Origin of the sequence: Kitasatospora sp. MBT66, from assembly GCF_000710405.2 — a bacterium.
Classification (GTDB): Bacteria; Actinomycetota; Actinomycetes; order Streptomycetales; family Streptomycetaceae; genus Kitasatospora; species Kitasatospora purpeofusca.
In genome coordinates this window covers 987,054-1,013,859 of the sequence record NZ_JAIY01000010.1, presented here as the reverse complement: position 1 = coordinate 1,013,859, position 26,806 = coordinate 987,054, and the positions used below count along the sequence as shown (strand labels likewise).

Below are 26,806 nucleotides of genomic sequence, written 5' to 3'. Positions count from 1 at the left end.
GTGGCCCACTCCTCGATCGAGGTCAACGAATCGACCGCGCGGTTCTTCACGATCATCACCGGCATGCCCTGGCCGGAGATCCGTGAGGGTGACCTGCGGGAGGTCCGGGACGCCTACGAGCAGTTGGCCGAGGAGCTGCCCGAACTGCGGGCGCTGATCGAGAAGGTGGCGGTCTCCTGCGCCCGGCAGTTCAAGGGCCAGGCCGCGCTCACCTTCGCCCACCAGATGAACTCGTTCATCGGCCGGTCCAGCACCGGCGCCAAGTCCGGCGAGGACTACGTCTCGGCGGCGGCAAAGACCGCCAAGGCGCTGGCGAACTGCGCCGGCGACGTGGCCAACACGGTCGAGTACACCAAGTGGATGGCCATCGCCCAGCTGGTGCAGCTGATGATCGAGATCGCGCTGGCGATCCTCTGGGCACCGTTCAGCTTCGGCACCAGCCTGTCCGGGCTGGTGCTCAAGAAGCTGCTCACCAAGGCCGCGCTCACGGCCCTGATGAAGTACCTGCTCAAGACGATCGCGATGCACACCTTCTCGGGCATCGTGGGCGGTCTGCTGATGGACGGCATCATCCAGAACCTCCAGATCGGCCAGGGCAACCGCAAGGAGATCGACAAGGAGCTCCAGAAGCAGGCGGTGCTGTTCGGCGTCATCGGAGGCGTCCTCGGCGGCCCGCTCGACCTGCTGGGCCTGGGTCTGGGCAAGCTGCTGGGCCGGCTGCTCGGCAGGAGCGGCGGCCGGCTGCTCGCCGACAAGCTCAGCGACTACCTGGTCGGCGGCGAGCTCAAGAGCCTCAAGGGCACACTGAAGATCGCCGCCGAGGCCGCCGCCAAGGCCGGGGAGAAGGGCCCGCTCGGCACGATCGGCAAGGAGACCTCGAAGGGGCTCGCCGACCAGGCGCTGAAGAAGGCGGAGGCCAGGGCGTTCGCCCGGGACCTCGGCAGCCTGATCGAGGCGTCCACCGAGCAGTTGCAGGCGGGCTTCGGGAAGACCACGCAGGGCTCGCTCTCCTCGACCTTCGTCAAGGAGATGGAGAAGACCTTCGTCAAGCACCTCGGCGAGCAGCTCGGGAAGAAGGAGGCCGGGGCGCTCGGCCGCGAGCTGGGCGAGAAGTTCGCCGAGAAGTGGGTGGGCAAGTCGCAGCAGACCGTCGTGGCCCGGGGCGCGGCCAGCGAGGGCCTCAAGGACGCGCTGGGCGCCGTCCTGGAGGGCAATGCCGGAAAGGGTCTGACGTCACATCAGATCAGCGCGCTGGGCAAGCACCTGCCGGACCTCGCCGACGGTCTGACCCAGGGCAACAAGATGTTCCAGCTCGGACTGGCGCTCGGCAACTACGTCCAGTCCGGCACCCAGAACGTGCTCAGCGAGGGCTTCTACAACCTCATCTTCGGCGAGAACCACGAGTTCACCGTCACCGCGGGCAGCTTCGTCGGCGGCATGATGACCGCGATGATGGGCCACGTCATGCATCTCGGCTCGGCGCCGCTGATGCACCGCTACGCCGACTGGGTCCAGCAGACCCAGTTCCAGGCGGTCAAGGAGGGGGAGGGCAAGTACTTCCCGCTCTACCACCCGATCACCTTCGCCGCGCTCGCCACCATGGCGTCCGGCAAGATCGTGCCCTTCCCGGTGCCCCGGATGGGCCACCCGGAGGCCTTCGAGTTCGCCAAGAGCTTCCGGATCAACTCGCTGGACGACGTCGCGAAGGGCATGTCGCACGCCTCGGGCATGGACATCAGGACCCCGGCGGCCGACCACGAGGTGGCCGAGTGGATGCAGCAACTGCTGCCCTACGTCGACTTCCTGGCGGAGGAGCGGGCTGACCACTCGCTGTCCCTGCTGGAGACCCTGACCCGGACCGTCGGCGGCAATGCCGACACCCTGGTGCCGGTCCACGACGAGTCCTCGGCCCCGCCCAGGGCGGGTGCGGAGAAGGCCGGCGAGGAGCATGCCGCCGCGACGCCGGTCAAGGTCCAGTCGGAGGACGCCCCGGCCGTCGCGCCGGCGCAGCGGACGCCGGACGTCGAGCAGCGGGCCTCCGAGCAGCGTGCCCCGGAGCACAAGGCAGGGGAGCAGAAGGCAGGGGAGCAGAAGGCGACCGAGCCCAAGGCGCCCGAGCGCAAGCCCGGGGAGGCGCCGGGCCAGGAGCCGCCGAGGAAGAGCACCCCGGGCCGGCAGCGGCCGGTGGCCCCGGTGTCGACCGAGTCGTCGGGCGACGGGCTGACGGCCCCCCGGAACCGGACCGGAGCCGGGAGCGAGACCGTCGCCCCCGGCGCGGCCGCGACCGCGACCGCCAACGCCGTTTCCGGCGCGGGCCGTTCGACGACCGGCTCGGTGCCGGGCGGCGACCGGACCGTCCCGAACCACGTCCCCGAGCAGGACCCGAAGCCGCCCGTCGCCCCGCGGCGGACCACGAGCGCCGCCCCGACGCTGCTGGGCCAGGACTCCACCGTCACCCGCGACTCCGACCGGACCGAGGCACCGGCGCCGCCCCGGACCGGGGCCTTCGACCTCCCCACGCAGCCCCGCACCCTCGGCCGGGACGAGAACGACCAGCCCCGTACGCCCGGCCGGGACGAGACCGACCCGCCGCTCGCCCCGACGGTCCCCGTGCCGGTCGCCGACTCCCTCACCGAGCTGCGCCCGAACCCGGCCACCCGGCGGGTCGAGCCGCTCGCCTACCTCCGGATCGAGGGCGCGCCCGAGCCGCCGCCGCTGCGCCCGTACGAGGTGCGGCGCGGCCGCTCGCTGAACGGCGACCCGGTCACCGAACTCGTCCTGCGGCTGCACCTCGACCACACCGACGTGCCGCCGGGCCAGGCCGGCTGGGTCACCGTGCTGCGCGAGCGCGTCGGCCTGGCCGTGAACGCCGCCTACAACGGCGGGCACCGGCTGCCCGACGGCAGCCGGCTCCAGGTGCGGGTCGAGTTCGCCGACTCGGCGGCCAAGGCCGACCACACGGTGCGGGTGCACCGGGGTTCCGTCGAGCAGGACGAGGCCAACTGGGGCCTGCGGGCGGGCCGGGAGGTGATCGGGCACGAGCTGGGCCGCGTCCTCGGCCTGGTCGAGGGCCCGCGCGGACTCCACCGCGCCCCGGGCGCCGACCTCACCACCGTCGACTGGCCGCGCCGCCTGCGCACCGTCGGCGACACCGTCGACGAGGCCTTCGCCCCCGAGCACGCCTCCGCCGACCACACCCCCGCCCCGGCGCCGCGCATCACGGGCCGGGTCCGCGACACCGCGCTGTACGGCGAGGACGGGGGTACCGGCACCGGCGGCTCGCTGCTGCGCCCCTCCGTGGACGCCGCGTACGCCGGACAGCTCCGCACGAACACCAACGACACCGTCCGGCTTCCGGGCCCCGACGGCTCCGGTACGGAGTCGCGGACGTTCTTCCCCAGGCACTGGACCGTCGACGAGATCGTGTACGCCGTCGAGCAGGCGCACCTGGACTCCCGGCGCCGCGGCACCGACGACTCCTCGCCGGTGTGGACGGGAGAGTACGCCGGTGTGACGATCACGGGCACCCAGCGGGACGGTGCGGTCACCGGCTTCCGGCCGCACCACGACCAGGTCGACGCACCGCCGCCGCCGTACGCCCCGCAGCGGCCGCTCCCGCCGCACCCGGGCGACCTGCCGCCCCTCCGCGACACGTTGCTCGACGACACCGGGCCCGTCGTGTTGTCGGCGCCCGTGCACCCCGGTGGGGACGACCTCCCGACGGTCCTGCAACCGGCGACGGACAGCACCGCGGACCACGACACCACGACGCTCCCGACGAACGACACGGCCCCCGCGCACCACCCGCTCTCCACCTGGCAGTCCGCGGGCCCGGGCGGCAGCATCACGGACCCGCTCCGTCCGCCCCGCGTCTCGGGCGACCTGCGGCAGACGGTGCTCACCAACGGCACGGTCCGGGTCTTCTCCGGCCAGCGGTCCCCGGGGGTCGAGCCGGGTGCGCCGATCGAGGCGTTCCCCTCGCGCTGGCACCGTGCCCTGGGGGACACCGGCGCGCTGTACTACCCGGAGTCCTGGAGCGCCGCCGACGTGGCCACCCACGTGGACGCGGCGGTGCGCACCTCGCAGCAGAGGTATCCGCAGCCCGACGGCTCCATTCTGCTGGTCGGCCAGTCGGACGGCGTCTGGATCGAGGCGGTGTTCCAGCCGGACGGCATGCTGCAGTCCCACCGCCCGTCCCCGTGGCAGACGGACGCCCAGCACACCGAGGGAGCCGAGGTCCAGGCGCCGGAGCTCGGACATGTCCGGATGGGCTGGGTCCGGACGGCCGACGGGACGCCCGACGGGGCGGAGTTCCTGCGGGTTACCGCCCGGGTCCGGCTGGTGGGCGACGCATCGACAGGCCCGGCGGACCTCCGGCAGGCCCGGCAGGCCCTGGAGGGCGATGCCGCCGGCTATCTGGTCGGCCATCAGGCGATGAGCGAGCGGCCGCTCGACTTCCGACTGGAGTTCACCACCGACCAGGACGCCACCGAGGTCCGGACCGGCCCCGGTGCGGACCTCACCGTCCTGGGCGCCCTGCCCCGGCTGCGTGCCGCCGCAGGCCGTCACGACCTCGACATGGTCCTGGCGCGGATGCCCGAGCAGCCGCCGGAGGCGCCGTGGACGGTGTCGGGCGCGGCGCTGGTCGAGGTGCCGCGACAGCACTTCGCGGACGCGGTGTGGGACCGCCCGACACAGGGCCGCAACCTGCCGGGCGAGTGGACCGCCGAGGAGGCCCGCTACGCCGCGCACCGGGTCCGGGCCACGGGCCGGGCCGTCGACGCCGGCCCGGTGCCGCCCGGTGGCACGAGCGCGCCGCAGCTGCACCATGGCGAGTTCGCCGGGGTGAAGCTCACCGTGCGGGAGGAGGACGGCCGGATCACGGATTTCTGGGGCCAGCCGGACCAGCGGATGCCGCGCCAGCTGACCGCGCCGGTGGCCGAGCTGCGCCAGGTGATCGGGACCCGCGAGGTCGTTCCTCCGACGGACGCCTTCGACCGCGCCCTGGAGGCGCGGAGGGTCCAGGGGTTCGAGGTGAGCCGGATCCGGCTTCCCGACGGCGACACCGAGGCGTTGGTCACCGTCCGGGTGCGTCTGGACACCACGGACCTGCCCCTGGTGGAGCTGCGCACCGCCGAGAGGTTCGGAGAGCTGCTCGACCGGGCCCGTGCCGGGGTGGCCGCCACCTACGACGTCGGCCAGCGGTTGCCCAACGGTGACCGGCTGCGGGCGCGGATCGAATTCGTGAGCGATCCCGCCACCGCGCACCACACCGTGAAGATCAACCCGACCGCGGGGCGGGACAACCACCGCACCTGGAGTCTCGACACCAAGGCCGATGTCGTCGCCCACGAGGTCGGCCACCTCTTCGGCCTGCCGGACGAGTACCGCGAGGCGGCGTGGAGCAGCCGTCCGGTCTACCTCGACGGCGGACTGATGGCGTCCCGGGCCCGGGACGCGGACCACGGCCTGATCGCGGTCGACCAGGACCACCAGTCCAGGGGCAACTACTCCGTCGACCCGCACCAGGTCCTGCCCGCCCGCAACCTGCGGCAACTGGGCGCGGTCATCGACCTCGCCTTCGGCGCCGACCGCGGACCCGCCCCGGACGCCACCCACCCGCCGCGGCCGCAGGTGAACGAGGACGCCCGGCGCACCGCGCTGTACGGCGACGGGCGCGACGGCGGCCACCTGTTCCCGCCGACCGGTTCCGACCGGCCGCGGCCGACCCGGGTCCCGGGCTCCGAGAACAGCAACGGCACCTTCCGGGTGCTCGACGCCCCGGCCGCCGAGGTGACGACGGACCGTCGGGCGACGGTGAACGAGCGGCAGGCCGGGGACCTGGCGACCGGCCGGGCCCCCCGGACCGCCGACTTCACCGCCGAGCTGCCGCCCCGCCCCGGCGCCCCCGTGCCCGTTCCCGTTCCCCCGGCCGGTGACCGCCACCGCACCATGTTCCCGGAGCACTGGACGTCCGACGACGCGGTGTACGCGGCGGAGCAGGCGTACCAGCACGCGCTGCGCCGCGGCGACGGGGCGTTCACCGAGGTCGCCCCGGGCGTCCGGACGTTCACCGGCGAGTACGGCGGCGTCCGGATCGAGGGCCGGGTCGAGAACCGGACCGAGTTCCGGCCGGAGAACCCGGCCGAGAACCGGCGCGGCGGCCAGGTCGCGGTGGTGGAGATCGTCTCCTTCCGCCCGTCGGACGACCAGAGCGGCCTGGGCGCGGCCGCCCACCTGCCATGGCGCCCCTCCGAGGGGGCCTTCGGCCGGCGGGTCGAGGACCTGGTGCGCTACGGCGACCGGAACAGCCTCACCGGCCTGCACCACCAGCCGGTGGACGCGGCCAACGCGGTGCACGGGATCGACATCGGGCAACCGGTGCACACCAACCCCAACGGGACCTACCGCGCCCCGGTCTGGTTCCTCGACCCCGTAGCCTCCCCGGGCTCCAGGCTGGCGGAGTTCGACTCCCGCTGGCACCGGCGCGCGGACGCGCCGGACCACATGTTCTACCCCCGGAGCTGGGACCCGCTACGGGTCCTCGACGCCGTGGAATCGGCCCACCGGAACGCGACCGACCGGCGCACCGTGAACGGTGCCGTCCACTGGACCGGTGTGGCCGACGGCGTCCGGATCGAGGGCATCACCCGGGACGGCCGCCACCTGATCCACCGCCCGGCGGACGACCAGCCCGGTTCTCCGGCGGCCGACGGGCACCGCTCCTACCCGCTCACCGAGCCGGCGCCGCCCGGTACCGGAGCACGCCCGGCGACGGTGTCCCGGCCGCCTTCCGACCCGGTGGCGGCCGACGTGGTCAGCCCGTCCCTGCGGCCCGACGCGGGCCGGGGCCTGCCGCCGCAGTGGACGCGGGAGGAGATGATCCGCGCGGCCGTCCGCGGCGAGCAGATCGGATCCGAGCGGCGGGTGGGGGCCGAGCTGGTCCGGCAGGTGCGGTTCGGCGACGTCCTGATCACCGTGGTCCGGGACTGGAACAGCTACCAGATCATCGACTTCCGGGCCGCGGACGGGCACACCCCGCCGCCCCAGGGCTCCCGGCCGCTGCCGGCACGCGGTGCCGGGCGTCCGCCCGCCGCGGGCGGCGAGGGCTTGCTGCTGCACCGTCCCGGCTCCGACGAGGGCTCCGAGCAGGATCTCGGCTCGCCGGGCGGCCACCGCCGCTCCGACGAGGACGAGGACATGGAGTCGTACCCGGACACGGACGACGAGACCTCCTCCCGGGCCGACACCCTGGACCTGATCTCCGACGACGAGCCGATGGACTGGGAGGACGGCTCCGACGACGGCTCCGACGCCGGTTCCCGCCGCCGCTCCGAGGACATGGACGCGGAGCAGTACGCGGACATGCTGATGGACCTGGACGAAATACTGCCGGTGCGGCCGGTCCGCCCGGCCCACGAGGCGCCCGCGCCGGACCTCGGCCTCTCCGCAGTCCTCGACCCGGTCGAGGTCACGGCGCCCGCGAACCGGGCGCTGCACAGCAGCGACGCCACGTGGCAGCGCCGCTTCCAGGCCGCCCGCGCCTTCCTGCTGGACGGCTCACCGGCGGTCGAGGCCGTGGTCCGGATCCACCTCGACACCTCCGCGCTGCCCGCGGACCGGGACCACACCGCGGCGCTGGACGCCCTGCGCGGGCGCGCCCGGCTCGGCCTCGGCGAGTACTACAACACCGGCCACCGGCTGCCCGGCGGCGATGCCCTGGTGGTGCGGGTCGAGTTCGTCGACGATCCCGCCGTCGCCCACCACCGGGTCCGGATCGAGGAGGGGGATGTCCGTGAGCACAGCGACCTCTGGGGTCTGGACACGGACCGCGCCACCCTCGCCCACGAGATCGGGCACCTCTTCGGCCTGCCCGACGAGTACCGCGAGCGCCGACTGTTCGAGGAGACGCTCGACGAGAACGCCGACCTCGTGGTGGTCTCGCACGAGGTCCGGCCCCGGGCGGTGTACACCGACGCCGGGCTGATGGCCGGCGCCCTGGCGGCCCGGGGCCGGGCCCGCGTCGACATGGACGCGGGCATCAACCCGGACGGCACCCCGATGCGGTTCGCCCTGATGCCGCGCAATCTGCGGGAGCTGGGGGCGGTGATCGAGCAGGCACTCGGTCCGGTGCAGCCGGTGCCGAACGCTCACGACCTGCCGTACCGTGCGTCCTTCGACCTGGACGCCCGGCAGGCCTCGCTGTTCGGCGGCGCCCGCAACCCGGGCGGGCACCTGCTGCCGCCGACCGGCTCGGACCGGCCGGGCCCGGAGCGGGTGGTGCGGGTGGAGCGCAACGGCGTCGTGGTCGCCGACTTCCCCTCGGACGCGGCGCTGCCGCCGTCCCGGCGGCCGGCCACCTCCTCCGCCGCCGGTGACCTGCTGGGCGAGGGCGGCCTGCTCGGTGTCGGGCCGGCGTTCCGCCGGATGTTCCCGCGCAACTGGACCAGCGAGGACGCGGTGTACGCGGCCGAGCAGGCGTACCTGCACGCGCTGGCCAACGACGGGGTGGTCCCGCTGGGCGGTGCCCGCCGCCGCTGGACCGGCGAGTACGCCGGGGTGCGGATCGAGGGCGAGGTCCGCGGCGACCAGTTCCTGTCCTTCCGCCCCGCCGACACCCAGCCCGACATCGACCCGCCCCTGAACGCCCCGCACCGGCCCGCCCCCGACGACCCGGCCCAGGGCTTCGGCGCCTTCGGCCAGCGCGCCGAGGACATCGCCCGCTACGGCGACCGGCAGCACCTCACCGGCCTTCACCACGAACTGAACCCCGGACACGTCACCGATCCGGCGAACACCCTCCGGGCCCACGGCGTCCGGGTGGTCGAGACCAGCCCGCCGATCCACAACGGCACCTACCGGGCCCGGGTCGCCTTCCTCGACCCCAACGTCGCCCCGAACTCCCCGCTCGCCGAGCTCCCGACCCGCTGGCGCTTCCGCCACAACGCCGACGGCGGCAGCGGCCGCACCATGTACCCGCAGGCCTGGCGGTCCGAGGAGCTGCTGACCCGGGTCGACGAGGCGCACGACAGTGTCCCGGCCGAGCGCCGGGTCTACCTGGACGACGGCCGGACGTACTACTGGACCGGCGAGGCCGACGGCGTCCGGATCGAGGGGCTCTCCCGCGACGGCGCCCACCTGGCCCACCGCCCGGCCGACGCCCAGCCGATGACCGACTGGAACCAGCGGCGGGTGCTGCGCACCTCCGAGGACACCGCGACCTGGCTGGGCGACCGTCCGCTGTCGGTCTCCCGGGTGCTGTTCGACTCCGGGCAGGAGGGCCTGCGGATCACCGTGCCCGTGCGCACCGTCGTCGAGGGCCCGGTGACGCCCGAGTACCGGGCGTTCGCCGAGGAGCAGGTCCAGCAGCGGGTGAACGACTACGTCCGGGACCGGACGCTGGAGACGGCGGGCCCGGACGGCGTGCCGCCGAGGCTGGTCGCCGTCGTCCTGGACTTCACCCCCGGCCGTCCGGACGTCTTCTCCGGCGTGCTGGTGCGCCCCGGCTCGGCGTCGGACGTGTCGGACGTCCTGGGCCCGCTGGCCTTCCAGGGCCAGGACCAGGTGTTCAACTCGCTGGTCGCCGCCCTGGACGGCCTCGCCACCCCGCACGCCGACCTGGTCGCCCAGCAGGGCGCCCCCCGCGTCCCGGCCGACCTGCGCGAACCCGGCCCGCTGCGGCCGGGCGAGCGCCGGCCCGCCACGCTGCCCGGCTGGGACCAGCAGACCGCGACCCGACTGCGCGGCCTGGATGTGCGGTTCAGCCAGGAGGCGATAGCCGCCGAACCGCGGAACCTGCCCGTCACGCACAGCCTTCCCCGGGAGTGGACCGCCCTCGACACGCGCTGGGTCGCGCTGCAGGTCCTCGACGAGCACGAGATGCTGAACGGCTCGACCCTGACCGAGGTCGTCCACGGTTCCTACGACGGTGTGGACCTCGCGGTCCACGTCGAGGACGGGCAGATCGTCCTGGTCACCGGTGTCGGCGACCAGCGCGACCTCCCCCAGCTGCACGTTCCGCCGCTCGGCGGGGAGGCCGCGGCCCACCCCGCCCCCGTCGCGCAGCGCCGGGCCGTCTCCGCCTGGCAGTCGGCCGACCTGGACGGCACGGTGACCGGCACCCCGCGCCGCCCCCCGGCCGCCGCCCCCGGTGAGATGCGGGTGACCCTGCCCAACGGCACCGTCCGGGTCTTCGCGGCCCACCTCGACCCCGCGGTCGCCCACGGCGCCCCGGCCATGCAGTTCCCCTCCCGCTGGCACCGCTCCGCGCTCGACCCCGGGACGGTGTACTACCCGGAACACTGGAGCGAGGCGCAGCTCACCGCGCACGTCACCACCGCGCTCGACCACCCGCTCCTCACCCGCCAGGAGGCCGACGGCTCCCGGGTCGTGCTCGGCCGGGCCGACGGGGTGTGGATCGAGGGCCGGTTCGGACCGGACGGCGAGCTCTACTACCACCGCCCCGCCCCGCACCAGAGCTTCGACAACCCGGACTACCGGGACCCCGCCTCGACGACGGCCCGCCGGGGCACCGAGGTGCCGCTGACCGGCCTCGGTCCGGTCCGGGTCCGTCGGGACCTCGTGTTCGACGGCTCGGAGATCGTCCGGGTCACCGCCCGGGTGCGGCTGGTGGGCGGCGAGCACACCACCCCGGCCGACCTGCGGCAGGCCGAGACGACGTTGCACCGCGCCGCCGTGGAGTACCTGGAGGGCCATCAGGGCGGCGGCGCCACCCGGCTGGACCTCCGGCTGGAGTTCACCGGCGATGCCGACGCCACCGAGGTCCGGCTCGTCCCCGGGCAGGACCCCACGATCGAGCAGGCGCTGCCGAGGCTGCACGAGGCGGCCGGCGCGGACCGGCTGGCCGAGGTCCTGGCCGCCGAGCAGCAGCCGCAGGCGCCGTCGGCCCCGCACACGGTCTCCGGCGAGACGATGCTCGGCGGCCGGCGGCGGCTCTTCACGGCCGCCGTGTGGGACCACCCGACCGAGGGCCGCAACCTGCCCCGCGAGTGGACCCCCGACGAGGCCCGCTACGCCGCCAGCGTGGTCGCCGGTTCGCGGCGCCGCGTCCCGGCCGGCCCGGTGCCGCCCGGCGGCACGACCGCGCCCGAACTGGTCCACGGCACCTTCGCCGGGGTGCGGCTGACGGTGCGCGTGGAGAACGACCGGATCAGCGACTTCTGGGGCCAGCCGGACCAGCGGGTGCCCGAGCAGTTGACCAGGAGGGGGCCCGAGCGGATCCAGGTGCTCGGCACCCGCGAGGTCCACCCGCCGACGGACCGCCTCGAACAGGCCATGGAATCCCGCAACCTGCAGCGGTTCACGGTGAGCCGGATCCGCTTCGCCGACGGGGACACCGAATCCCTCGTGACCGTCCGGGTACACCTGGACACCGCCGCGCTGGACCTGGCGGACCCCGCCACCGCGCGCGGCCTCGACGACCTGGCCGACCGGGCCCGCGCCGGGATGGCGGCCACCTACGGCGGCACCCAGCGGCTGCCCGGCGGCGACCGGCTTCGGGTCCGGATCGAGTTCGTGCACGACCCCGCCGCCGCCCACCACACCGTGGTCGTCCACCCGGTCCAGAACCGGGCCAACCACCGCAACTGGGGCCTGAACACCGGGGCCGAGGTCATCGCCCACGAGATCGGCCACACGCTCGGGCTGCCGGACGAGTACCGCGAGGGTTCCTACGACGGTCGGGCCCGTCCGATCCACACCGACGGCGGCCTGATGGGCGCCCCCGTGCGGGACCGCTTCCACCGGCCCTTGGTCGACTCCGACAACATGACCGACGGCCCGACCTACGCCGACGCGCGGCCCGTGCTGCAGGCCCGCAACCTGCGGCAGCTGGGCGCCGTGATCGACAGCGCCTTCGGTGCCGACCGCGGCCCCGCCCCGGACGGGACCCACCCGCCGCGGCCGCGGGTGAACGAGGACGCCCGCCGCAACGCCCTGTACGGCGACCTCCACGGGACCGGCCGGCAGATGTCGAGCGGCGGGCGCGACGGCGGCGGCCACCTGTTCCCGCCGCCCGGTTCGGACCGGCCGCAGCCCACCCGGATCCCGGGCTCGGAGAACCGAAACGGCACCTTCCGGGTGTTCGACAACCAGGCCGACGGCGGGGCGGCCCCGCCCCACCGGTCGGCGGCCGGCGACCTGGCGACCGGGCCGGCGGTCCGGGAGCGCGGCCGCACGATGTTCCCGGAGCACTGGTCCTCCGAGGACGCGGTGTACGCGGCGGAGCAGGCGTACCAGCACGCGCTGCGCCGGGGCGACGCGGCGTTCACCGAGCTCGGCACCGGCACCTGGACGTTCACCGGTGAGTACGGCGGGGTGCGGATCGAGGGCCGGGTCGAGGCGCGGACCGAGTTCCGGCCGGAGAACCCGGCCGAGAACCGGCGCGGCGGCCGGGTCGAGGTCGCGGAGATCACCTCCTTCCGCCCGTCCGACGACCAGAGCGGGCTCGGCGCGGCGGCGGACCTGCCGTGGCACCCCTTCCCGGACGGCTTCGGCCAGCGGGTCGAGGACCTGGTGCGCTACGGCGACCGGCACGCCATGACCGGCGTCCACCACCAGCCGCCGGAGCCGCCCTCGCACCGGGCGGGGGAGCCCTCCGCCGTGGAACTGGCCGGCCAGCGCCGGGGCGTCCGGATCGGCGGCCCCTTCGCCGAACACCCCAACGGGACCTACCGCGCGCCCGTGTGGTTCCTCGACCCGGTGGCCTCGCCGAACTCCTGGATCACGGACTTCCCGTCCCGCTGGCACCTGCGGGCGGACCACCCGACCAACGCCTTCTATCCGCGCGGCTGGACCGCGGGCCGGGTCCTGGAGACGGTCCGGTCGGCGTACGAGAACCGGAACCGGGCGGACGACCGCACCGTCAACGGCGCCGTCCACTGGACCGGCGTCGCCGACGGGGTCCGGATCGAGGGCATCACCCGCGACGGGCAGCACCTGGTCCACCGCCCGGCGGACGAGCAGCCCGGCGTCGTCCTGCCGCCGGACGCGCACCGCTCCGCCCCGCTCACCGAGCCCGGGGCGCCCGCCACCGGCCGCCGTCCGGCGACCACCCACTCGATGGCGCCCGACGCGGTGCCCGCCGACCGGGTCTCCCCGAACCTGAGCGGCACCGCCGGCCGGGGCCTGCCCCGGGAGTGGACGGCGGCGGAGCGCCTCTACGCGGCCCACCACGGGCGGCCGACCGGGACCGAGGAACTGCTCCCGGACGGGTTCCGGAGCCGGGTCCGGTTCGCCGGGGTCGAGATCACGGTGCTGCGCGACGCGGACTACCGGATCGTCGACTTCACGGTCGCGGACGGCCACACCCCGCCGCGCCAGACCTCCGACGCGGTCCCCGAGCGCGGCCCCGTCCGGCCGACGGCCCCCGGCGACGCGGCTCCGGCACCGGTGGCGGTGGCGCGCGCGCCGCGCACCCCCGGTTCGGACGGCGGTTCCCCGCCCAGGACGCCCGGCCACGACGACGGAGACTCCCGGCCCACCACGCCGGGCGACGAGGAGTTCGTCCTGCCCTCCACCCCGGGCTACGACGAGTCCGCCCTGCCCACCACCCCGGGCCGGGACATGGACATGGACGTGGACACGGAGCTCCACCGGGACTCCGACGAGGAGATGGACCACTACCCGGACTCCACGCTCGACCACCTCTCCTCCGACGACGACATGGAGTCGGTGCACGGCTCCGACTCCGGCCGCCGCTCGATGGACACGGACTCGGTCCGGAGCTCCGACGACGACAGCGGCACCGGCACCGACGGCGACGACTTCCGGGTCCGCGCCGCGCACGAGGCAGCGGAACCCGAACTGACGGTCTCCCAGGTGCTCCGGACGGTCGAGGTCACCGCGCCCGCGAACCGGGCCCTGCACACCAGCCACGCCACCTGGGAGCGCCGCTTCCGGGCCGACCGGGTCCTCCTGGAGGACGGCACCCCGGCCGTCCGGGTCGTGATCCGGATCCACCTCGACACCTCGGGTCTGCCGACCGACCGGGACCACACCGCGGCGCTCTCGCGCCTGCGCGAGCGTGCCCGGCGCGGCGTCGGCGAGTACTTCAACAGCGGCCACCGACTGCCCTCGGGCGACGTGCTGGTGGTGCGGGTCGACTACGTCGACGACCCCGCCGCGGCCCACCGCCGGGTCGAGGTCCGGACCCCGGAGCCGGGGACCTCCGTCCGGGAGAACTCCAGCCTCTGGAGCCTGGACACGGACCGCACCGTGCTCGCCCACGAGCTGGGCCACCTGCTCGGCCTGCCCGACGAGTACCGGGAACGGCGCGTCCACGAGAACACCGTCGACGGGAACGGCAACCGCACCGTCACGGACGAGATCCGGCCCCGCCCCACGTACACCGACGGCGGGCTGATGGGCAGCACCCACGCCGGCCACAACCGGATCCGCTTCGACCAGGACGCCGGGATCCGCACCGACAACACCGACTTCCGGTTCGCCCTCCAGCCGCGCAACCTGCGCGAGCTCGGCGCGGTGATCGAGCGGGCGCTCGGTCCGGTGCCACCGGCGCAGAACCCGCACGAGCTGCCGCACCGGGCCGTCTTCGACCTGGACGCCCGCCGGACCGCGCTGTTCGGCGATCCCCGCACTCCGGGCGGGCATCTGCTGCCGCCCGTCGGCTCCGACCGGACGGCACCGGACCGCGTGGCGCGGGTGGAGCGCAACGGTGTCGTGGTGGCGGACTTCGCCGCCGGCACGGCGCTGCCGCGGCCGAGGCGGGTGGACACCCTGCCCGTCGCCGGCGACCTGCGGACCGTCGGCGACGCGACGGCCGGCCCGTCGGCGCAGCGCCGGATGTTCCCGCGCAACTGGACCGGCGAGGACGCGGTGTACGCGGCCGAGCAGGCCTACCTCGACGCGCTGCGCCACAGCGCCGTCACCCCGGAGGGCCCCGGCCGGTACCGCTGGACCGGCGAGTACGCGGGGGTGCGGATCGAGGGCGAGGTCCACGCCGACCGGTTCCTCTCCTTCCGCCCCGCCGACACCCAGCCCGACACCGACCCGCCGCGCAACGCCCCGCACCGGCCCGACCCGCTGGACCTCACCGACCACGACCCGCACCGGAGCGACGACCCGGCCCAGGGCTTCGGCGCCTTCGGCCAGCGCGCCGAGGACGTCGTCCACTACGGCGACCGGCAGCACCTCACCGGCCTCCACCACGTACTGGACCTGTCCCCCTCCGAGCGGGAGAACGCGCTCCGGGCCCACGGCGCCCGGGTCGTCGAGAGCGAGGCCCCGGCCCACAACGGCACCTACCGGGCCCGGGTCGCCTTCCTCGACCCGACCGTCGCGCCGAACTCCCCGCTCGCCGAGTTCCCGACCCGCTGGCGGGTCCGGGACTCCGACGACGGCCTGCGCACCATGTACCCGCGGGACTGGTCGTCGCTGGAGCTGCTGCGCCGCGTCGACGAGGCGCACGACGGTGTCCCGGCCGAGCGCCGGGTCTTCCTGGACGACGGCCGGACGTACTACTGGACCGGCGAGGCCGACGGCGTCCGGATCGAAGGACTCTCCCGCGACGGCGCCCACCTGGCCCACCGTCCGACCGAGGACCAGCCGACCGCGCCGCTCCGGGCCTGGGACGACCGCCGGGTGCGGCACACCGTCCGCGGCGAGGACATCGAGCTGGACGGCCGCACCCTCACCGTCTCCCGGGTGCTGTTCGACTCCGGGCAGCTCGGTCTGGAGGTCACCCTCCGGGTCCAGGTGTCCACCGAGGGCGGACTGACCCGCCGGGAGCAGCAGGCGGCCGAGGGCGAACTCCAGCGCCGGGTGGACGCCTACGTCCGCGAGCGGGTCCGCGACACCGCGGACCCGGACGGCCTGCCGGAGACGCTGGTCGCCGTCCGCCTCGACTTCGCCGACGAGCACCGGGACCCCTACGCCCGGGTGATCGTCGACCGCGACTCGCTGCCCGACCCGGAGGACCTGGCGCTGGTCGACACCGCCGAGAACCTCCAGCACCTGCTCGGCCCGCTGGCCCACTTCGACGGCGCGGACGTGTTCCACGAGACGGCCGTCCGGCTGGAGGAGGAGGCACCCACCCGGGTCGACCTCCTCACCGATCTGCACACCGTCGGGGGCACCTCCCGGATCCCCGCCGACCTGCGCGAACCCGGCCCGCTGCGGCCGGGCGAACAGCGGCCCGCGGTGACCGTTGGCGCCGACCGGGACACGCAACGGGCGGTGGCGGCGATGGACTTCCGGTTCACCCGGAGGGCGGTCGACCTCGACCCGCACACCTTCCCCGCCGACCGGAGCCTGCCCCGCGAGTGGACCGCCCGCGACGCGCGCTGGGCCGTCACCCGGCTCGTCGAGCAGCACCAGGTCGGCCCGAGGGAGAGGAGCGTCGTCATCGGCGACTTCCGCGGCGTCCTGCTGGAGGTCTCCGTCGTGAACGGCCGGATCACCGACTACCGGGGCATCGGCGACCAGCGGGAGCTGCCGCAGCTGCACGTCCCGGCGCTCGGCGAGCAGGCTCCCTCCCACACCTCCGCCCCCGTCCCCGCCGCTCCCGCCGCCCCGCCGCACCTCGCGCCGCCGGACGGCCACCCGCTGCTGGACGCCGTCGCGGACGCCTCGCCCGAACTCGTCGGCGCCCTGCTGGGGCACCACGGCCTCCCCCCGGACACCGGGCGGCCCGAGTTGCGCCGACTGATGACCACCGAGGTGGCCGAGTTCCTCCAGCGGACCCGGCCCGCGGACCTGCCCGTGGAGGCCCTGACCGCCTTCCGCCCCCACCGGGCGCCGAGCCTGGACACCGCCCTGGAACTGCACGCCCTCCGGCACGATCTGGCGGCCTCCGACGGCACCCACGACGCCGGGCTCGGCGGAGCGCTCGCCCCGCTGCTGGCCCACGCCCTGCACATCCGGCTGCAGGTGACCGACCAGCAGGGGAACACCGCGCACCACGGCCCCGACAGCGAGACCGTCGTCCGGATCACCGACGAGCACCCGGAGCGGGACACCGCGGACGGCGACACCGAGATGCGGTCCCAGCGGGAGTCCTCCCCGGCCGGGACCGACCACGGCGACGACCTCACCATGCTGGTCGACCCCGCCGAGACCGAGCTCGTCCACATCACCGGGGCCCGTGAGGTCCGGGCCCCCGTGGACGCCTTCGGCCGGTCCGTCTCGGCCGCCCGCCTGCGCGGGTACGAGGCGCGGCGCGGCTTCCTGGAGGACGGCGAGCCCGCCACCGAGATCGTGGTGCGCATCCACATCCGCCGCGAACAGGGCGAGATGGACAGTGACCTCGACAGCGAGGACGGCTACCTCTACGACGCCCCCGTGGAGCAGTTCACCGACCAGCAGATCGGGGAGGTGATCGACCGGACCTGGGAGGGCGTCAACGCGGCCTACAACACCGGCCACCGGCTCCCCAACGGCGACCTGCTGCGGGTCCGGCCCGAGTTCGTCGAGCACTCGGCCGACGTCAACCACCACGTCCACATCGTCGACCTCTTCAGCCGCCCGCTGCACGAGAACAACGAGACCTGGTCCCTCGAATCCACCCCGGACACCCTCGCCCATGAGATCGGCCACCTGCTCGGCCTCACCGACGAGTACCGCCGCCATCAGCAGCGGCAGGCCGTCTACACCGACGCCGGGATGATGGGCTCCTACCGCGTCGAGCACGGCCGGATCTCCGCCGACCAGCTCGCCGGCATCGGCCCGCAGCGGGTCGAGGGCGTGCCGACCCTGGCCGCGCGCAACCTGCGCGAACTGGGCGCCGCCATCGACGAGGTGTTCGGCACCCAGCCGGCCCGGCTCACCGCCACCCACCACGCCCCCGACGGCCACCCGCTGCCGCCCCGGGCCGCGTTCGACCTGGACTCCCGGCAGAGCTCCCTGTTCGGAGACCGCCGCACCGAGGGCGGCCACCTGCTCCCGGCACCCGGCTCCGACCGCCGTCGGCCCACCGGCATCGTCGAGCAGCACCCCAACGGCGTCCTGCACGTCGAGTACGGTGCGGCACCGGACGGCCCGCGCCGTACCGTCACCGAGGTCCGCACCAGCGCCTCCGCCGGGGACCTGATCACCAGCGGGCCCGCGCCCGCCGCCGGGCCCACGCGGCGGAGGCTGTTCCCGCGCAACTGGACCGAGGACGAGGCGGTCTACGCCGCCGAGCAGGCCTACCTCGACGCGCTGCGCCACAGTGCCGTCACCCCGGCCGGCCCCGGCCGGTACCGCTGGACCGGCGAGTACGCGGGGGTGCGGATCGAGGGCGAGATCCACGGCGAGGTCCAGGGCGACCGGTTCGCGTCCTTCCGGCCCGCCGACACCCAGCCGGACCCGCAGGGGGTGCCGGCCCCGGCCCGCCGGGCCGACCCGTCGGTCGGCCCCCGCCGGGCCGCCCCCTGGGACGGTCTGTCCGACATCGGCCCGCTGCCGCCGCGCGGCGAGGACCTCGACCACGCGCCCTCGCGGCCCCTCGGCCTGCTCCGCTACGGGCAGCGGGCGCAGGACGTCTCCCGCTACGGAGACCGGCAGTCCCTCACCGGACTGCACCAGGAGTTCACCCCCACCGGGGAGGACGTGGACCTCGCCGCCTGGCACCGGCAGCGCGGCGTCGAGGTGATCGAGCGCGGCGCCGTCCACGCCAACGGCACCTACCCCGCCCGGGTGCGGTTCCTGGACGCGACCGTCGCGCCCGACGCGCCGCTCGCGGAGTTCCGCAACCACTGGTTCGAACCCCGGGGCACCTCCGTCCGGACGATGTTCCCGCGCGCGTGGGGGCGGACGGACGTGCTGCAGGCGGTCGAGGCCGCGCACGCCCGGCCGCTCCACCGGGTCCGGATCGACGAGCGGACCTACCGCTGGATCGGCGAGGTCAACGGCGTCCGGATCGAGGGCCTCAGCCGCAACGGTCAGCACCTCGCGTACCGGCCCACCGGGATCCAGCCCGGCGCCCACACCGAGGTCTGGAACCGGCAGCAGGTGATCGCCACCGGCCCCACCCGGCCGGTCGCCGCCGGTACGGGGCAGATCCAGGTCCAGCGGGTGCTCTTCAACTCCGGACAGCAGGGCGTCGACATCGTCGTCCCGCTCCACATCGGTCTGACGGGCGGGGTGACGGAACAGCAGGTCCGCGCCTTCACCGACCAGGTGACCCAGCAGGCCCAGCAGGTCTGGGGCCAGGCCAACGCGGGCCGGCAGCCCTGGCTGGTCAACGTCACCGTGGTGCCGACGGCCGGGCCCGAGGGGGCCTTCCGCAGCCTCGGCGCGCAGGAGGCCGGCGGCATCTCCGCCCCGGCGCTGCTGGGCGGTCTGCTGCCCGGCTTCGGCTGGAACGGGGCCGGCAGCCCGCTGCGGCAGCTGTTCGACCTGGCCCCTCAGGTCACCACCTTCTCCGACCAGGTCCTGCCGACCGGCGGTCCCGAGGCGCTGCGCGAGCCCGGCCCGCGCCGGCCGGGGGAGCAGTTCCCGCCCGCCGTGCCGCAGTTCGACGTCCGCACACTCCGACCGGAGTTCACCGAGGCCGCCTGGCGGGACCCGCGCGGCCCCGGCCTGCCGCGCGAGTGGTCGGCCGACGACATCCGCTCCGCGGCCGGCATGGTGCTCGACCACACCCGGCGGAGCACCGGGCAGCAGCCTCCGGCCGACGGCGTCGTGACCGGCACCGCCGGCGGCGTCACCGTGCACGTCCGGCGTGAGGGCGGCCGGATCGCCGAGGTCTGGGGCGAGCCGGGCCAGGAGCACTCGCGGCAGCACTCCACCCCGGTCGGCGAGGGCGTCACCGTCCCGCTCAACACCGTCCGGCCGGAGCAGGAGCCGGGCGGCTCGCAGCTGCTGCGCGCGCTCGTCGAGGACGACCCGCGGCTGCTGCGGCAGCTGTTCGGCGAGGAGGAGGGCGGGCGGCTCGCCGCCGACCCGGCCTCCGCCGAGCGGGCGCTGCGCCAGCTGGTCCAGCAGCGGTTCCGGGACAACCCGGAGCTGGCGCGGGAGGCGCACGAGCTCTACACCGTCTGGGCCCGCGGGCTGGGGAACGAGCCGGCGGACTGGCAGCCCTTCGTCGAGGACCTCCAGCGGGAGATCACCGCCTGGCACGAGGACGGGGGCGGTGCGATCGATCCGCGCGCCGTCCGCGACGCCTTCGCCGTGCTCACCGCCACCGCGCTGGACCTCCGGGTCACGCTGGTGGACGTCGGCGACAACCGGGCGCCGATCGCCGAGTTCGGCCCCGTCGGCGGCCGCCGGACCGTGCTCGACCACACCGAGCAGGAGGGCTACTCGACCGTCGCCGCCGCCGAGCGGCGGCACGAGCAGGAGCGCCTCGACCGGCAGCGGCGGGACGCCGAGGAGGAGCTGGCGCGGCAGCGGCGGGAAGCCGAGCAGGAGCTGACCGAGGAGGACCTGCGGCGGATCCGCACGAACGCCGCGGGCAAGGCCAAGGCTCCCACGACGGTCGACGAGAGCGACGGCTCCGCCAGCAACGCCGTGCAGGAGAACCCCGCACACGGCAAGCGGACGGCCGACGACGACGACATGCCCGAGATCCGCCGACGGATCAAGGCGATGGAGGACGCCGAGACCGCGAAGCAGGCGGAGACGAAGGGGGAGAGCTCGGGCAGCAAGCCGTCGAAGCCCCCGCTCACGGACGAGGAGAAGCAGCAGAAGGCCCCCTCCGAGGACAAGGAGCAGCAGAAGGCCCCGTCCAAGAGCGAGATCGAGGAGCTGCCCCCGCCGAAGGTCGAGCCCGTCGTGGTGGCGTCCTCCTCCAGGACCGACGAGCGGACACCGGTGCTGCCGCCGCGGACCGTCACCGAGTCCGGCGTGCTCTCCGGCTCGCACATGGTGACCGGCATCGGCGAGCCCAGCAGCACGCTGGTCGTCAACCTCGCCGCGCGGATCGCCCACGTCCTCCCCGAGGGGACCCCCAACCGGCAGGCCCTGGCCAGGTCGCTCGCGGAGACCCTGTTCAGCGACTCCGGCCTGCGCGCCCAGGTGTCCTCGCTCTCCCGGGGAGAGGTCCTGCACATCCCGGTCGGGACCGACGCCCGGCAGGGCACCGTCACCGTCCGCGGCGAGGTCGCGGACCTGGTGCACCGGGGCAAGGACAAGACGAAGGAGAAGTTCGAGTACGAGGGCGGCAGCGACCGCGTCGTGACGCTCGGCACGACCACGGGCGGCCGCAAGCGGCTCGGGCTCGGACTGCAGGGGCGGTTCGACTTCTTCAAGCTGCTCCGGGCCCAGGCCTCCGGCGGGGTCCAGGGCGACCTGATGTCCTGGGAGGGCCTGACCACCCGGGCGCGGTTCTTCTCCCGGTCCAAGACCACCGAGCGGACCGAGATGTTCGACGGCCAACTGCGCCTGGAGGTCGGCTACCAGCCGGCCGGCCGGCGGGGGACGGAGGACCTGTCGGTCCGCGTGGACCCGGCGGCCGCGAACGTCGTGACGACGCCGATCGAGGTCGGCATCCCGCAGCGCGAGACCCGGGCCTCCGCCGACGACCTCGACGCCGCGCACCTCGCCTGGCCGGACACCTTCGACCAGGCCCGCCGGACCCAGCCGCGGCTGCACCTGTCCCACGTCATGCTGGACGTCCACGCCAAGGGCCTGCCGCGGCTGCGCGCCACGCCGGGCGAGGACGCGGGCGGCAGTGTGGAGATGCAGGACCTGAGCACCCCGCCCGGCCGGCCGCTGCCGCGGCAGGTCATGGCGGGCGTGGTCGACATGCTCGCCGGGAACGCCGAGGTCAGGGCGGCGCTCGGGAGCGACCGCAGGTCGCTGTCCGACCGGCTCGTGGCGGAGTTCGGCTACCAGCGCCTCCAGCAGGACTTCAAGGGCATGACCAACGGCGAGTCCGTCGTCCTCCGGATCCCCGGCAGCGACGTCCGGATCGAGGTGAAGGCCGCCAACCGCGAACTCAACGTCCTGGCCCTCACCAAGGAGACCGAGTTCAACACCGGCGCGGGCGACATGGTCACCAGGCTCCGGCGGAAGGTCGTGAGCGGGCTCCGGCAGCTCCAGGGCGGCGGCCGGATCGGCCTCGACGACCGCAATGTCAACGCCTCCTACGGCGGCCGGAAGGGGTCGGACACGATCCACATCTCCGGCCGGACGCTGGAGACCGCGGTCACCACCAAGACCAAGGAACCCGGCGCGATCCTCGACGGCGACGGCTACCTGGAGGTCGCGGTCCACCAGGGCGACCGGCAGCTCGGCGACGCCGTCGAGATCCCGGTCGGGTTCCGCACGGTCATGCCGCAGTCCGACCTGCTGACGCCGCCGCAGCACGACTCGGACACGGCCAGGGCCGCGGTGGCCAGGCTCGTCGAGAACCGTCTGCCGGAGTCCACGGTCGTCCGCGACATCGGCTCCGTCGACAAGCTGCGGACCGACCTGGAGGTGGCCGGCAAGGACTACTACGGGAGCCTCTGGCCGACCGTGCGGGACGAGGTGATGCAGCTCGTCACCCAGCCCGCGCTGGCGTCCCGGCTCAGCGCGATGACCCGCGGGGACCGGTTCGAGCTGAACTCCTTCGACCAGAGCAAGCCGGGCGTCCTCAGGGACACGGTGCTGGGACGCAACCTCAAGGTGACCGTCACCGCCACGCTCGTGGATCCGGCGTACCTCAGGCAGAGCGCCAGCGCCGACCTCAGCCGGCAGAACGAGACCAGCACCTTCAGCTCGGAGCGCCGGCAGACCGGGAAGCACAAGGTCACGCAGGGCGGCATCGGCTTCCCCATGGTCGCCGACCAGCCCTACGGCAACGCGGACCTCAGCTGGCAGGAGCGGGTCCGGGTCGGCACCCGCGACTCCGCCGGGGACAAGCTCTACGCGAACAGCAAGATCCGCGACGCGCAGGACATCTTCGGCGGCCGGGTGGTACTGACCGTGACCCTGGAGGGCAGGGGCGCTCCACGCCCTGTGGAGGGGGACTTCAGTACCGAGTTCAGCGTGCGCGCCCCGAAGGCCGAACTGCCGCAGGAGCCGCACCTGCGGACCCACACCGTCCTGCCGCGCAACCAGCTCAGCGCCTCCTCGGTGGTCTCGTTCAAGGACCTGCCCGACGGGCGGAGCGGTGGCGGCCAGGTGCTCACCGACGTCCGCGCCGCCCTGCAGAAGCGCTTCGCCGCGCGCGGGGGCGTCTCCCGTCAGCTGGAGCGCGTCCTCGCCGAGGAACTCGGGCCGCGGACGCTCCAGGCCAACCTGTCCCAGCTCACCCGGGGCGGGGTGCTCAAGGTGCCGGTCGGCGGCGCCGGCTGGTCGGCCGAGGTGATCGTCCGGGCCAGGCTGCGGGAAGCCCCCGTGCTGCGCCGCGAGGTGAACGACGCCGAGATCGAGGTCGGCACGCAGAACCGGACCGGTCACGGCGTCTCCTACGACCAGCGGGACCGCATCACCGGCACCGTCGGCCTGAGCGGCAAGCCCGGCTCGGACGGCAAGCGCGTGCTGACGGTCGACTACTCCTACCGGCACGACTCGGCGACCGGCATCGCCCTGGAGACCGCGGGCAGCACCGTGAACCGGGCGAAGAACGTGTCGCGGGCCTCCGTGTCCGACGCCGACACCGTGTTCGAGGTGGAGATCCGGGGCTGGACGGGCGGTCTGATCCCCAGCACGACGAAGCTCCACGAGATCCGGGCGGCGGCCGAGGTCATCACCCCGCAGTACAGCCCGGTGGAAGCGCCGCGCGCCGTCCCGGACCGCATCTGGCAGACGCACCGGCTCGGGTCCTCGGACGTCGTCACCAATGTGTTCGTGCCGGAGGCGGTGAACAACGGCCCGGCGTCGTCCCGCGGGAGCACCGGACCGGTGCCCTCCGACCGGAACTCCGGCGCGGGGCACGTCAACGAGAACAGCGCCGGCGGGAACAGCCTCGGCGCGGACAGCCTGGGGACGAACAACACCAGCACGAACACCATCGTCGCCAACAGCGCCGTCGCGAACAGCGCCGGGACGAACGGCGGCAACGGGAACACCGGCGCCAGGACCCGCGACTTCGCCGAGGCCCTGCTGCGCTCGGCGGGCGACCCGGGGGAGTTCGGCGGGCGGAACATCACCAAGTGGCTGGACGGCGTGGGCCGGTCCGGCCTCCGGCAGAAGCTCTACGACACCCTCACCCCGAACACCCTGCACGACCAGCTCAAGGCCATGATGTCGGGCCGGGAGCTCGTGGTCTCCGACGGCGGCGTGACCGTCCGGATCGGCGCGTCCGTCCGCCGGCTGGCCCACACCGGCAGCACCACGACCACCGAGTTCAACACCGGTACGCAGACCGAGCAAACCCACTCGGCGGCCGACGGAGCGACCGGCGGCGGGGCGGGCTCCGGCCACCAGCTGCGCACCACGCTGGGCGTCAACGGCGGTGCCTGGTACGCGGGCGGGGCGCTGACCGCGTCCACCGGCCACGACACCCAGGAGACCTGGTCCAACCGCGCGGGCTCCGGCAACACCACCAAGGTGAAGCCCAAGAACGCGAGCATCTTCTCCGGTGAGGCGGACCTGCACTTCAGGGTCGAGTGGAAGGAACCGGTCGGCACGACGCCCCCGTTCGTGATGGCCACCAAGCACGCGTACTTCCGGCGGCCGCTCGGCATGGAGGTGGTCGTCGACATCGCCGAGACGAGGGCGCAGGCGCCGGTCGGCGCCCAGGCCAACCCGGGCAACGTCTTCGACTCCGCGACCGCGCCGCGCGGGGCCGAACTGCGCGGACTCACCGACCACACGGCGGCGGACAATGTGGTCCGGATCCCGCCGGACCGGGTGTGGACGCACGGGCTGGTCGACACGGACGTGGTGCGGACGGCCGACATGGGGCCGGACGCGCGGCAGCAACTGACGGCCGGGGCCAAGGAGTTCCTGGGCGCGGACGCCTGGGACCGGATCCGGGGCATGGTGGACCGGATGATCGACCCGGTGGCGCTGGCGAGCCGCCTCAGCACCCCGCTCACCCCGCACACTCCGCCCACCCCGCCCACCCCGCACGCTTCGGGCGAGAACGAGGGCCGGGCCCCCGTGCAGGGGGAACCGACGGTCACCCACGGCCCCGGGAACTCCACCCTGCGGATCGGCCCGCCCGATCTGGCCGGCGACGTGCGGGTGGAGGTGCGGGTGAAGGTCAAGCAGCTGGAGTTCGTCCGGACCGACGCGGAGTCGGAGTCCAACCCGACCAACACGACCTCGGTCACCGACGGGGCCAACTCCCAGCGCACGGTCCAGGCGGCGCTGCGCGTCACCGGCGGTGCAAAGGGAGAGATCAACGAGTACGTCGGCGGGCGCGGCGGCGCCTACGCCGACGGCGCCTACCAGTACCGGACCGACCTCGCGACCGGCGAGGGCGGCCAGGTCGTGAACAACGCCAAGATCAAGACCGACACCGCGCGGTACCGGGGCTTCGCCGAGGTGGAGGTGCTCTACCACAAGGACGGGGAGGTGCTCCCGCGCAAGGAGCTCATGGCGATCGAGATCGACATCCCCGTCGACAACGTCAAGGGCAGCACCGACGTCCCGTCCGGCGGCTACCTGCGGTTCGACGAGGGCACGACCGACGGTGAGCTCCTGCTGCACGGCGCGCCGACCACGGCGGTGCGGTCGGTCGCGGACGCGCTGGGGTTGGACCCGGCCGCCCCGGCCGACCGCGCCCGGATCCTGGGCGTCGGCCACGTCGCCCGGGAACTGCTCGCCGGGTCCCTCACCACCGAGGGCGACCGGGCCGTGCGGTGGCTGCGGGGCCTGGACCGGATGCTCGTCCTCGCCGGGGACGAGTCGAACGGCGGGGCCTTCGAGCACCTCCGCCGGGTGCGGGACGGCGGGACGGTGACGGCGGAGGAACGGCGCCGGCTCCAGGACCTGACCGAGCAGTCCGGCGAGGACCCCGACCTGTCGGCGGCGGACCTCAACGCCCGCTGGAACACCGAAGGCACGCACCAGCCCGGGGACCTGAGCCTGCGGGAGCCGTCGGCCGGCCCGGATCCGACGATCCGGCTGGCGGCCGACGCCCGCAGTACCGGCGAGATGAACAGGCTGCTGGAGGAGGTCCGGCAGCGGGTCCTCGGTGCCGAGGGCGACGCGCCGCAGCGGGTGGAGGTCACCCTGGACGTCCCGGCCGACCGGGCCACCAGGGAGGCCGACCGCTTGGAGCGGCGGCTGCGCGGGGTGCTCCGGACGACGCCGCGCGAGGTGGACGTGGTCATCGTGACCACCACCGCCCAGGTCCGGCGTCCGGCGCCGGACGGCTCGGAGCCCGAGGGCGGGCCCGGGCCCGTGGGCGGCGTCCGGAGCTTCCGGGTCGGCCCGCCGTCGCGGGACGCGGGGGAGCAGGTGCAGCACGAGCAGGTGCAGCAGGTGGAGCAGGTACAGGTACAGCAGGAGCAGGTACAGCACGAGCAGCAGGTGCAGCAGGAGCAGGTACAGGTACAGCACGAGCAGCAGGTGCAGCAGGAGCAGGCACAGCAGGAGCAGGCACAGGTGGAGCAGATTCCGCCGGTCGTCCAGGTCCCGTCCGGGCAGGTTCCGTTGCTGCAGACTCCGCCCCCGCCCCCGCCGCGTCGCGCGTCGGCGGAGGAACTGCCGCACACCTCGGAGGACGAGCACCTGACCTCGGAGTCGGAGTCCGACACGTCGTCGCTGAACAGTTCGAACGACGACACGCCGGACCTGGGACCGGTTGCCGACGAGTGGATGCCCGGCTTCGGGGCATCGGCGTTGCGCAACCTTCCCCGGCCTTCGAACCAGTCGGCCGAGCCGCCGCGGAACCTCGGGTCGGACGAGACGCGGCCGTTCGACAACTTGCAGGTCGCTGTCCCGGAGGGTCTGACGCACGAGCGTG

General features: G+C 74.5%; 1 protein-coding gene. It reads left to right on the top strand.

Translation table 11 applies throughout. From position 1 onward, the window contains the following. A partial coding sequence (locus tag BI06_RS29055) for an EndoU domain-containing protein (protein ID WP_043472536.1) occupies positions 1–26,806 on the top strand: 26,806 nt, incomplete at its 3' end.